General features: G+C 59.4%; 8 protein-coding genes. All 8 read left to right on the forward strand.

The window, feature by feature from the left end:
* The first annotated feature begins 207 nt into the window (after positions 1–207).
* The 8 genes from ACQUWM_RS13115 to ACQUWM_RS13150 all read left to right on the forward strand — a co-directional run bounded on the left by ACQUWM_RS13115 (position 208) and on the right by ACQUWM_RS13150 (position 12,829).
* The gene (locus tag ACQUWM_RS13115) at positions 208–2,334 is read left to right on the forward strand and encodes a 3-hydroxybutyrate oligomer hydrolase family protein (protein WP_428922453.1); all 2,127 of its coding nucleotides are present in this window, start codon (positions 208–210) and stop codon (positions 2,332–2,334) included.
* 55 nt (positions 2,335–2,389) lie between these two features.
* Complete coding sequence (locus ACQUWM_RS13120) at positions 2,390–3,802, forward strand: sigma-54 interaction domain-containing protein (protein ID WP_428922454.1); 1,413 nt, start codon at positions 2,390–2,392, stop codon at positions 3,800–3,802.
* Positions 3,803–4,128: 326 nt separating this feature from the next.
* Entirely contained in the window at positions 4,129–5,181 is a 1,053-nt protein-coding gene (locus tag ACQUWM_RS13125) for a TRAP transporter substrate-binding protein (protein ID WP_428922455.1), read from the forward strand.
* 118 nt (positions 5,182–5,299) lie between these two features.
* The gene (locus tag ACQUWM_RS13130) at positions 5,300–5,938 is read left to right on the forward strand and encodes a TRAP transporter small permease subunit (protein WP_428922456.1); all 639 of its coding nucleotides are present in this window, start codon (positions 5,300–5,302) and stop codon (positions 5,936–5,938) included.
* Positions 5,938–7,302, forward strand: coding sequence for a TRAP transporter large permease (locus ACQUWM_RS13135; RefSeq protein ID WP_428922457.1), 1,365 nt, complete (start codon positions 5,938–5,940; stop codon positions 7,300–7,302). Before ACQUWM_RS13130 ends, ACQUWM_RS13135 begins: the two co-directional genes overlap by 1 nt.
* A gap of 12 nt (positions 7,303–7,314) precedes the next feature.
* On the forward strand, positions 7,315–8,094 hold the full coding sequence (locus tag ACQUWM_RS13140; RefSeq protein WP_428922458.1) for a 3-hydroxybutyrate dehydrogenase: 780 nt from the start codon (positions 7,315–7,317) through the stop codon (positions 8,092–8,094).
* 16 nt (positions 8,095–8,110) lie between these two features.
* Positions 8,111–10,102 carry an acetoacetate--CoA ligase gene (locus ACQUWM_RS13145; RefSeq protein ID WP_428922459.1) on the forward strand — a complete coding sequence of 664 codons (1,992 nt, stop codon included), beginning with the start codon at positions 8,111–8,113 and terminating at the stop codon, positions 10,100–10,102.
* A 483-nt stretch (positions 10,103–10,585) separates the two neighbouring features.
* Complete coding sequence (locus ACQUWM_RS13150; protein WP_428922460.1) at positions 10,586–12,829, forward strand: NADP-dependent isocitrate dehydrogenase; 2,244 nt, start codon at positions 10,586–10,588, stop codon at positions 12,827–12,829.
* Positions 12,830–12,896: the final 67 nt, after the last annotated feature.

Here is a 12,896-nt window from a genome sequence, read left to right on the forward strand (position 1 = left end):
GCCTGTTTTCAGTCCTTCTGAGAGTTATTGGTGATCCGCCAGTGTCCGGAATTCCGGATAATCCTCGATGATTTTCTCGTCTTTCCGATAAATATTCTGCATTTTCAATGCCTTGGTGAGTTGGCACAGCATCCGCATAACATCCAGTCAGGCCGGAGTGCCTGAGGTTCGGCCTGACCGTTAACAACAACAAACAAGGAACGAATCATGAGACGATTGCTGCTATGCACCCTGATCGGTGTAACCGGGGCTGCGCTCGCCGCTGGCAATGAGGGCAAGCCTCCGTTCAATGCAATACCCGACTTTATCGCCAGTGATATTCAGCAGACCTGGTACGACGGCCTGACCGACGACCTGCTGACAGCCGGCCTTGGCGCCGACGGTCTGGCCAGCGCAACCCCGCCGGCCTTTGATGATGCCCTCAACCCGACCCCCGGGGAACTCCGACGGCTGGCGATCTACAACAACTACCGCGCGCTGGTGGATACCGCGCCGGGCGGCGGTTATGGCACGTTCTTTGGGCCCCGGGTCGGGGTTAGCGGGAACGGCATGATTGCCGGCGAGGAATCCCTCGCGTTGATGACTGTTCCTGGTCATGAAGAGCAAGGCCATGAAGTGCCGGTGACGGTGATGGTCCAGGTGCCGGACAGCTTCGATCCCCGCCGGCCCTGCATGGTGACTGCACCTTCCTCTGGTTCGCGGGGTGTGTATGGTGCGATTGGCACCGCCGGTGAATGGGGGCTGAAGAAAGGTTGTGCCGTGGTCTATACCGATAAGGGGACCGGAACGGGTGCCCACAACCTGGAAACCAACAGTACCCAGCGTATCGACGGTACGCTGACCACCACCGACGATGAGCCGGTGCTGTTCCGCGCCGACCTGGATGATGCCGCGCGGGCGGACTTCAACAGCCAGTGGCCGGACCGCTTCGCCTATAAGCATGCCCACTCCGGAGTGAACCCGGAGGCTGATTGGGGGACCCATGTGCTGCAGTCGATCGAGTTTGGTTTCTATGTGCTGAACGAGAAATTCGGTCGCGAACTCGGCAACGGTGAGCGGTTGATTACCATCAAGCCCAAAAACACCCTGGTCATTGCCTCCAGCGTATCCAATGGCGGTGGTGCGTCAGTGCGGGCGGCTGAACAGGATGACCGGGGTCTGATTGACGGCGTTGCGGTTTCCGAGCCCAATGTAAACCCGAGGGTGAATACCTCGTTCACCATTCGTCAGGGCAATGGCCCGGTCATTTCCGGGCACAGCCGCAGCCTGCTGGATTACACCACGGCGTTGGCGGTGTATCAGGGCTGTGCCAACCAGGCCCCGGCTATCCGGGATGTGGCACCTCTGAACGCGGTGTTCAATCCGCCGGCCATTGGCGAAAACATTTGCGACTCGCTGGCCAGCAAGGGCCTGGTATCCGGTATGACCACCGAGGAGCGTGCCACCGATGCCTTGCGGATTCTGAACGAAGACTTTGGCATCCAGCCCGAGCAAAACCTGCTGGCGCCAGTGCATTTTGGTCTCTCGGTGGCCCAGGGCATCTCGATGACTTATGCGAATGCTTATGGTCAGGCGGGTGTTGAGGATCGGATTTGCAGCTTGAGCCTGGCGGCGACGGATGGGACCGGTGCGGTGACTCCGTTGGCTCCGGCACAGGAAGCCGCCCTGTTCTCGGCCAGTAACGGCATTCCGCCGAGTGCCGGGGTGAATCTGGTGTATGACGACGCCCTGGGTCAGCCGACCCATCTGGCTATGAGTGCTTCGGCCAGTACCGGTCAGCTGGACTTTGGTCTGGATGCGCTGCTGTGTTTGCGCAGCCTGGTTCAGGGAGTGGATATTGCAACCGGCAACCCGCTGGCGGGTGCCGACGCCGCCCTGGCCGATGCGGTCAGTCAGGGCATTGAAGACATTCGTGCCAGTGGTGACCTGCGGGGCAAGCCCGCGGTGTTCGTCACCGGGCGGGCCGATGCGATCCTGCCGATCAACCACACGTCCCGGCCATACCTGGCCCTGAACCGGATGGTTGAGGGGGAGGACTCGGGCCTGCGTTATTACGAAATTCTCAACGCCCACCATCTGGATGTGCTTAATGGTTTCCCGGGCGTCGCGGAGCGTTATGTTCCCCTGCACCATTACTACTTCCAGGCACTGGATCTGGTCTACGAACACCTGACCGAGGGCCGGCCCCTGCCGCCGAGCCAGGTGGTACGAACGGTGCCGCGAGGTGATATCACCACGGCGTTGTCGGAAACCAACGTGCCGGATATCCAGGATCAGCCGCCGCAGAGCGATCTGATCGTGTTTGCTGATAACCAGCTGAATATCCCTGATTGACGGGCTGCCCAGGTTTTGTACCATGCAAGACACTCTCCCTGGCGGTAACCGGTACATGACACAGCTATTTGCCCACAATAAAAAGAAAGGCCTGACCCGAGAACTTACCGAAGCTCTTATTCCGATGTTCGAGGAGGCCAGTGCCGGGGCAATCGCCGTGGACCGTGACAGCCGGATTACCTGGATCAACGCCAGCTATGCCGGATTGCTGGGGCTGAAGGAACCGTCTGAGGTAATCGGCCGGTTCGTGCGGGATGTGATTCCCCACACCCGCATGCCCGAGGTGGTGGAGACCGGGAAACCGCTGCTGCTGGATATCATGGAACACCAGAACCAGCAGTTTGTGGTTACCCGCCTGCCATTCTTTGATGAAGACGGCGGGATTGTCGGCGCGGTGGCCTTTGTCCTCTACGACGACCTGCAGCCGCTGACGCCGCTGGTTAGCAAGTTCCGGCGTCTGCACCAGGACCTGGCTGCGGCCCGAAAGGCGCTGGCAAAAAAAGCCCGTGGCACCCGCTACAGCCTGGGGGATTTCGTGGGCGCGAGTCCGGCGGCCCTGGAGGTCAAGCGCCGTGCCCGGCTGGCCGCCGGTCGGGATATGCCGGTGTTGCTGTTGGGCGAGACCGGCACCGGCAAGGAAGTGCTGGCCCAGGCCATTCACACGGTATCCGGCCGTGCGGACAAGCCCTTCGTGGGGGTGAACGTGGCCGCCATCCCCGACAACCTGCTGGAGGCGGAGTTCTTTGGTGTGGCACCCGGCGCCTATACCGGCGCTGATCGCCGTACCCGCGATGGCAAGTTCCAGCTTGCCAACGGCGGCACCCTGTTCCTGGATGAGGTGGGCGATATGCCGCTGGCGTTGCAGGCCAAGCTGTTGCGGGCGCTGCAGGAAGGCGAGATTGAACCCCTGGGCTCCAACAAGGTGGTGTCAGTCGACGTCCGTGTCATTGCTGCAACCAGTCGCAACCTGGAAACCATGATGGCCGAAGGCAGCTTCCGCTCGGACCTGTATTACCGGCTCAATGTTCTGGAAATTCCGATTCCTCCCCTGAGAGAACGGCTGGCGGATCTCGGTGTGTTGTGCGAGGCCTTGCTGGAAGACATCTGTGACGGCCTGGAAATACGCGGTGAGATTACCGATGCCGCAGTGTCGGCACTGGGAAGCTATGACTGGCCGGGCAATATTCGTGAGCTCAGGAACGTGCTGGAACGGGCGCTTACCATGGGCGAAGACAACGGGCTGCTTGATGCCGATGCCATCTTCAAGGTGCTGCCCCGTAACGGATCACGCCCGCAATTTTCTCTCTCCCCCCGGCCGGTGAGACCGTTGGCGCAGGTAATGGCTGAGGCGGAAGCTCAGGCCATCGAGTCCGCACTGGTGGCCTGCCGGGGAAACCGCACCCGGGCAGCCAAGCTTCTGGGTATCTCTCGCTCCGTTTTGTACGAAAAGCTTGCCAGGATGTCCTGATTTCCGGACGCTTGTTCGGTGATCAGGACAACTACGTACGACATAGGTATTAATGTGTCCTGATTTACGGACAGTTCGGTTTTCCTCCCTTCTATCGATTTATCCTAAAGTGCTGATTTTAGAATATTTCCTGTGACTGGCACGGCATCTGCTAAATCTTCGATGCAGGACGTCAGAACAACGCGGAAAACAAGACTGGCGCTCAACGTTGGACCCACAATATTTATTGTCTGTCTCGTTCTCTGCGATGTCTGACTACAATCAGACTAGGACCGTCAGTCAAGAACCGGCGGCCGGATAAAACAACAATGCTAGGAGACATGCCAATGAAACTCTTCAAGGCTCTCGCCGGAATCACCGGTGCGATCGCCCTGTCCACAGGATCGGCGTTCGCAGACGACCTTCGCTGGAAAATGCCTGTTGCCTTTGCCACCAACTTACCGGGCCTGGGTTCACCTGCCGCCTGGGTTGCCGAAAACCTCACCACCGCTTCCGACGGCAGCATCCAGGTTCGCGTCTACGAGCCCGGTAAGCTGGTACCCCCATTCGATATCTTGCAATCCGTTTCCGATGGCAAGGTTGAAGCAGGTTACACCTGGATTGGTTACGACCAGGGCAAGGTACCTGCGATTCCTCTGTTTGCAGCCGTACCCTTCGGCATGAAGCCCTGGGCCTACACTGCCTGGTATTACTACGGTGGCGGTCATGAAATGCTGCAGGAAGTCTATGCCAATAAGGGCTTCGACGTGCACGCCCAACTGTGCGGAATTATCGGGCCTGAAACAGCGGGCTGGTATGCGGAACCCATCGAAACGCTGGAAGACTACAAAGGCCTGAAGATTCGCTTCGCGGGTCTGGGTGGCAAGGTTCTGGAGAAACTGGGCGCCTCCGTCACCATGATGCCCGGTGGTGAGCTCTACCAAGCGCTGGAAAAAGGCACCATCGATGCCACCGAATTCTCCATGCCCGCCATCGACCAGATCCTCGGCTTCAACCAGGTGGTCAAGTACAACCTGTTCCCGGGCTGGCACCAGCAGTTCACCGCCCAGTACATGCTGATCAACAGGGATCAGTGGAACAAAACCACTGAGGCACAGAAGGCGCTGGTTGAGGCCTCCTGTACTGCTGCTACAACGCTTGGCCTGGCCGAGGGTGAATACAAGAATGGCAAGGTCCTGGCCGAGTTCCAGGACAAGGGCGTCCAGGCCGACCAGATCCCCCGTGACGTTCTGAAAGAGTTGGAAGCGGTCACCGAGGAAGTGCTGAAAGAAGAAGCGTCCAAGGATGCCGACTTCAAGCGCGTTTATGAAAGCCAGAACGAGTTTATGGAAACATACAAGATCTGGGATACACGCGCCTACGTTCCGTCGGACCTGTAAGGATCCCGGGCCGATCCTGAGAGACCGGGCCTGCTTCCGGTACTCTCCGACAAAGTCTGGATGGCCCTTCGGGGCCATCCTTGTTTCACAATCGGCTTTCTGAGCGAGGAACTGCTGTATGACGGTGTCTGGTAAAGGCTCACCGCAGAGTGGGCGGCCATCGGTGTCCGATACCGACCAAATTCTTCATCATCACACGGAGTTGCCCACAACCTGGGTCAGTCAGGGTATGGACCGTGTGATTTCCGCGATCGGCAAGAGTGCTTCCTGGCTCTGGTTAGTGATTACCGGCGTGATTATCTACGCGGTCGTTGGTCGCTATGCCTTCGGCGCGGGTTCTGTAACCCTGGAAGAAGTCCAGTGGCACCTGGCTGGCGCAGGCTGGATGTTGGGGCTGGCCTACACACTGGTCGTTGATGGCCACGTGCGAGTGGATGTGATTCATGAACGCCTGTCCCTCAGGGGCCAGGGATGGGTTGAACTGTTTGGGCTGGTGTTCCTGTTGCTGCCGTTTCTCGGGCTGGCAGTCTGGGAGATGATCCCCTACGCCCATAGCTCCTGGCAGCAGGGGGAAACCAGTCAGGCACCCGCCGGGCTTCCCTATCGCTGGGTTCTCAAGAGCGTCGTGGCATTGTCGTTTATTCTTCTGACCCTGGCTGCATTATCCCGCTTGCTGAAAGTAACCGCACTGCTTTTTGGCTTTCCGAAGCCCATCCGGATCGAGTCCGGGAGTAACAAGAAAGGGGATGCGTCCTGATGGAGCTTGAAACACTTTTTGTAATCGGCATGTTCCTCACCTTTGGGGCGCTGCTGATGACGGGCTATCCTGTCGCCTGGGTGCTGGGTGGTACCGCCGTAATCTGGACGCTGATTGGCGTCATCGCCGTCGAAAATTTCGGCGCTAACCTCTGGTTTGATTATCAGTCTTCAATGGGACTTGTCCCCGAGCGAATATGGGATGTCGTCAACAGCGAGACCCTTGTCGCTCTGCCCATGTTCATATTCATGGGCATCATGCTCGATCAGTCCGGCGTTGCCGAAAAACTGATGAACAGCATGGTAAAACTCTTTGGTGCGGTTCGTGGTGGATACGCTGTAACGGTGGTTGTCATTGGCGTATTGCTGGCGGCCACCACTGGTATCATCGGGGCGTCCGTGGTGCTGCTGGGGATGCTCTCCCTGCCGGTGATGATGGAGAACAAGTACGACAAGGGTTTTGCCGTGGGCACTGCCTGCGCCACCGGTACCCTGGGAATACTGATCCCCCCGTCCATCATGCTGGTGCTGATGGCCGACCGGCTGGCGGTTCCAGAGGCATCCGTGGGTGATCTGTTCATGGGTGCGTTCCTGCCCGGTCTGCTTCTGGGCGCCATGTACGTCGCCTATGTGATGATCCGTCCTCTGTTTCAGCCACATATTGCCCCAGTGCCGGCGGGCACCGAGAAAGTCTCCTGGAGCATCGTCTGGGAAGTGGCCAAGGCAGTGGTGCCCACAGCGGCGCTGATTCTCGGCGTGCTGGGTTCCATCTTTGCCGGTATCGCCACGCCCACGGAGGCTTCCGGTGTTGGCGCCCTTGGCGCCCTTGTACTGGCGCTGTTGTCACGCCGACTGAGCGTGAAAGTGCTTAGATCCTCGATGGAGCAGACAACCCGCACGGCTGCTTTCATCTTTGCCATTTTCCTGGGTGCAACGGCGTTCTCTGTTGTACTGCGGGGGCTTGGTGGCGACCAGGTAATCGAAGACGCGCTACTGGGGCTGCCATTCGGACCTTATGGCGTGGTTCTGACCATTCTGTTCGCGGTGTTCCTGCTGGGTTTCTTCCTGGACTGGGTTGAAATCACCCTCATCATTCTGCCGCTGGTGGCGCCGGTGGTTCAAACGCTGGGTTTCGATCTGGTGTGGTTCACCATCCTCTTTGCCATGTGCCTGCAGACGTCGTTCCTGACGCCGCCGGTCGGTTTTGCACTGTTCTATATCAAGGGTGTGGCGCCGCCGGAAATCGACGTGATGGACATCTACAGGGGCGTCATACCCTTCATCATTATTCAGCTTGTAGCTCTGGCCATCGTGTTCCTGGTACCGGAAATCGCGACCTGGCTGCCGAGTGTGGCTTACGACTAAGGAGAAAATATCATGCGTCTGGAAAACCGGATTGCCCTGGTGACAGGTGCCGGCCGTGGCATCGGCCGGGCGATTGCCGAACACTATGGGCGTGAGGGCGCGAAGGTCGCGGTTGCCGACCTGACCCTGGAAAGCGCCCGCGACACCGTTCAGGCAATAGAAGGCAGCGGTGGCACAGCCATGGCGCTGGCAATGGATGTCACCAATGAGCAGGCCGTTGACGAGGGCGTAGCCGCCATTGTCGAGCAGTGGGGTGGTCTGGACATTGCCGTTGCCAACGCCGGTGTCCAGCATATCGACCCGGTGCACAAGCTGGCTTTTGCGGACTGGAGCAAAGTGATGAGTGTGCATCTGGACGGTGCGTTCCTGGTCACCCGCGCTGCCCTCAACCAGATGTACGCCTCCGGCGGCGGCATCATGCTGTATATGGGGTCGGTGCATTCACTGGAAGCGTCGCCCCTGAAAGCACCCTATGTTGCCGCCAAACACGGTATGCTGGGGCTGTGCCGTGCTGTTGCCAAAGAGGGTGCAGAGCATGGCGTGCGCAGCAACATCATCTGCCCGGGCTTTGTCCGCACCCCGTTGGTGGACAAACAGATTCCAGAGCAGGCAAAGGAACTGGGCATTTCCGAGGAAGACGTCATCAGCAAGGTGATGCTGAAAAATACCGTGGATGGAGAGTTCACGACTCTAGAGGATGTATCCGAACTGGCCGTTCATCTGGCTGCCTTCCCGTCTGCAGCCCTGACCGGCCAATCCATTGTCGTCAGCCACGGCTGGCACATGCAGTAATCAGCAGGAGAGACGGATGAGCAATACAGAACAATCACCGGTGGTCTGGTCACCCTCGGAAGACACCCTGACCAACTGCCGGATGGCCCGCTTCAAGGCGTGGCTGGAAGATCAGGGATTCGGACCTTTTAACGATTACCACGCCCTGCACCGTTGGTCCATCGACGAGCTGGACACCTTCTGGGCGAAGGTATGGGACTATTGCGGCCTGGTCAGTGACACCCCGGCGGAGCGAGTATTGGGCAGCCGCGCCATGCCGGGCACCGAATGGTTCCCGGGCATGAAAGTGAACTTTGCCGCCAACCTGCTGCGCCTGGCGGATGGCGAGCAGGCCGATAGCGAAGCGGTCGTTGCCTATTGCGAAACCCGACCGGTGTTGCGTCGCAGTTATGCCGAACTGAAGGCCGACACCGGCGCCCTCGAAGCCTTCCTGCGCAATCAGGGCATCCAGCAGGGTGACCGCGTTGCCGGCGTAGTCACCAACGGTTACGAAGCCCTGGTTGGCATGCTGGCAGCCACCAGTCTGGGCGCGATCTGGAGCTCCGCGTCTCCCGATTTCGGCGTCGGCGCGATTCTTGACCGCTTCGGCCAGATTGAACCTGCGGCGCTGATCGTGGTGAACGGCTATGGCTACGGCGGCAAGGTATTTGCCCGCCAGCAGGGTTTTGCCGAGCTCATTGCCGGCCTGCCATCGCTGAAATGCGTGGTCAGCGTCCAGCAGCTGCCGGATGAAGCCCCCATCGCTGGCGAGCGCGTCACCACCTGGGACGATGCCCTCGCCTTCGGTGCCGGCCAGGCGCCTTCCTTTACGCCGCTGCCCCCGGATCATCCGGTCTACATCCTGTATTCCTCCGGCACCACCGGCAAACCCAAGTGCATCGTTCACGGCGCCGCTGGCTTGCTGGTCAACCACGCCAAGGAACTGATGCTCCACGGCGATGTGGGGCCGCAAGATCGTTTTCTCTACTTCACCACCTGCGGCTGGATGATGTGGAACTGGCAGGCCTCCGCCCTGCTGACCGGTGCGGCGGTGATCACCGTGGATGGCTCCCCCGGCTACCCGGATCTGAGCTTTCTATGGCAGGTGGTTGCTGACGAAAAAGTCACCCACTACGGCACCAGCGCCCGCTTCATTGCCGGCTGCCGCAAGGCCGAACTGGCGCCGGCGAAAACCTTCGACCTGAGCGCCCTTCGCGTCGTCTTCTCCACCGGCTCACCGCTGTTGCCGGAAGACTACGACTGGGTCTACAGCGACGGCGCCCCCAACGTACTGCTCGGCTCCATCGCCGGCGGCACCGACATCTGCGGCTGCTTCGTGGGCGCCACCCCGCTGCTGCCCGTGCGCCGCGGCGAAATCCAGTGCCGCTTCCTGGGTGTGGACGCCGTGGCGTATGGCGACGACGGCCAACCGGTCAGTCAAGGCCGTGGCGAACTGGTTTGCCGCCAGCCGCTGCCCTCCATGCCGGTGAGCTTCTGGCAGGATCCAGACGGCGAGCGTTACCGCGACGCCTACTTCAATACCTTCCCCGGTGTCTGGGCCCACGGTGACTTCATCGAATTCACCGAACACGGCGGCGCCATCATCTACGGCCGCTCCGACGCCACCCTGAACCCGGGCGGTGTCCGCATCGGCACGGCGGAAATCTACCGCCAGGTAGAAACCGAAGCCGCGGTGAAAGACAGCCTGGTCATCGGCCGCCAGATCGACGGCGACGTGGAAGTGGTGCTGCTGGTGGTTCCGGCTGAGGGCGATAGCCTCGGGGAAGAACTGGTCAAACGCCTGAAAACCCGCATCCGCGAAGGCGCCAGCCCGAGGCACGTGCCCAGGCACGTGATCACCGTGCCGGACATTCCCTACACCCGCAGCGGCAAGAAAGTGGAACTGGCCGTCGCGAGACTGATCAACGGCTCCGCTCGCAGCGACAACCGCGACGCGTTGGCCAATCCAGAGGCGCTTGATCAGATCCGCGAGTGCCTGGCGGAGGCGAATTTGCTGCCGAAGGCGTAATCCGACCTACGGTTCCAGGAGGAAATTCCAACAGTGCATCAAGGAGTATGGCCGGGGGAAGTCCCAAAACAGTCAGGGAAGCCACGCTTTCCGTTTTGGGACTTCCCCCCGCCCTACTCGGGGGGGAAACCCGTTTTTTTTTTGGGGGCCCTCCCCCCGCCCACCCTCCGCGCCCCACAGCGCTCAGGAAATCCCTGCTTTCCGTTTTTGGGAAACTTCCCCGACCATCCTCCGAGCCCCCAAATCCCCAACCCTGATGTCCGAAAGTTTCGTAAATTCCAGACTTTTCATCGCCCTGTAACAGGTTTTAGCGCATTTTTAGTCCGTTGTTATACTAAGATCGTACCCAAAATCCGCGAAAAAATGGTATCTTAGTAGCCCTATCAAAAGTTCCCGTATCAGTCATTGCTCAGGTTGGGCGTTCACAAGACACCTGACCCCGCCATGACCGTCCTGAACTCACACTCTAGCCTGAGGACGAAAATGACAACATCCAAAACCAAGATTATCTACACCCTGACTGACGAGGCGCCAGCTCTCGCCACACGCTCACTTCTTCCCATCCTTGAAACCTACGCCAAGCCGGCCGGCATCGAATTCGGAACCAGCGACATCTCCCTGGCGGCGCGTATTCTGGCGGCATTTCCGGATTACCTTGAAGAAGACCAGCGAGTTCCCGATGCCCTGGCGGAGCTGGGTGAGTACACCAACGATCCTGATGCCAACATCATCAAGCTGCCCAACATTTCTGCCTCCATCCCGCAGTTGCGTGCAGCCATCAGGGAACTGAACGAACAGGGTTACAAGGTTCCCGAGTACAAGGAACACCCTGAGACAGACGAAGAGAAAGAAGCCCAGTCCCGTTACGCCAAAGTACTCGGCAGCGCCGTCAACCCGGTGCTTCGGGAAGGCAACTCAGACCGTCGTGCACCGACCGCGGTCAAGGCCTTTGCCCGTAAACACCCCCATTCCATGGGTGAGTGGAGCCCGGCTTCCCGCACCCATGTGGCTCATATGCGCGGTGGTGATTTCTACTCCAACGAGCAGTCCGTCACCCTGGACAAGGCCACCAATGCTCGCATCGTATTCGAGAGCAGCAAAGGCGAACAGACCGTTCTGAAGGCCGACCTGCCGCTGCAGGAAGGCGAAGTGCTGGACGGCATGTTCATGAGCAAGAAGGCGCTGATCAAGTTCTTCGAGGATGCCATTGCAGACTGTGAAAAGACCGGCGTCATGTTCTCCCTGCACGTAAAAGCCACCATGATGAAAATCTCCCACCCGATCGTCTTCGGTCACGCGGTGAAGGTTTTCTACAGGGATCTGTTCGACAAGTACGGTGAACTGTTCGACGAGATTGGCGTCAACCCGAACAACGGCCTTTCCAGCGTGGTTGAGAAGATCAAGCAACTGCCGGAATCCAAGCAGGAGCAGATCCAGGAAGACCTGCACGCGTGCTACGAGCACCGTCCGGAAATCGCTATGGTGGATTCCGTTAAAGGCATCACCAACCTGCACGTACCGAGCGACGTTATCGTTGACGCCTCCATGCCGGCGATGATCCGTAATTCTGGCAAGATGTGGGCCCGGGACAACAAGCTCAAGGACACCAAGGCGGTCATGCCTGAGTCCACCTACGCGACCATTTACCAGGAAGTGATCAACTTCTGTAAGACCCACGGCGCGTTTGATCCCACTACCATGGGTACCGTGCCGAACGTGGGTCTGATGGCCCAGAAGGCGGAAGAATACGGCTCCCACGACAAGACCTTCGAAATGAAGGATGACGGTGTGGTGCGCGTGGTTGCCGAAGATGGCACCGTGCTGACCGAACACAAGGTCGAGAAAGGCGATATCTGGCGCGCCTGCCAGACCAAGGACCTGCCGATCCGTGACTGGGTCAAGCTGGCCGTTAACCGTGCCCGTGCCACCGGTATGCCGGCGGTGTTCTGGCTGGACGACGAGCGTGCCCACGATGCTGAACTGATCAAGAAGGTTCAGGCCTACCTGAAAGACCACGACACCGAGGGGCTGGATATCCATATCATGTCTCCGGTTCGCGCCATCCGCTGGACCATGGAGCGCCTGATTCGCGGCCTGGATACCATTTCCGTCACCGGTAACGTGCTGCGTGACTACCTTACCGACCTGTTCCCGATCCTGGAGCTGGGCACCAGCGCCAAGATGCTGTCCATCGTCCCGCTGTTGAACGGCGGTGGCCTGTACGAAACCGGCGCCGGCGGTTCCGCGCCCAAACACGTGCAGCAGTTGCTGGAGGAGAACCACTTGCGCTGGGATTCACTGGGTGAATTCCTGGCGATCGCGGTTTCCCTGGATGAACTGGGGGAGAAGCACAGCAACGAGCGCGCGCGCCTGCTGGGCCAGACCCTGGACAAGGCCACCGAGCGCCTGCTGGAGAACAACCAGTCTCCGTCCCGCGTGACCGGTGAGCTGGACAACCGTGGTTCTCACTTCCATCTGGCCCGTTACTGGGCGGAAGAGCTTTCCAAACAGGACAGCGACAAGGAGCTGAAGGAGTTCTTCGGCAAGTTGTCCAAACAGCTGGAAGAGAACAAGGACACGATTCTGGAAGAGATGAGCGTGATTCAGGGTCACCCTGCGGATATCGGTGGCTACTACCACCCGCCGGCGGACAAGGTTTGCGCGGTGATGCAGCCGAGTGAAACCCTGAACAGGATCCTGGCGGAAGCTCGCGACTCTGTGAAGTAACGGCCGGGCTTGAAGAAAAACCGGGTGGCTGTGAGGCTGCCCGGTTTTTTTATGGCTGGGAGTTGAG

Origin of the sequence: Marinobacter sp. DUT-3 (genome assembly GCF_050379435.1) — a bacterium.
In the GTDB taxonomy this organism is placed as follows: domain Bacteria; phylum Pseudomonadota; class Gammaproteobacteria; order Pseudomonadales; family Oleiphilaceae; genus Marinobacter.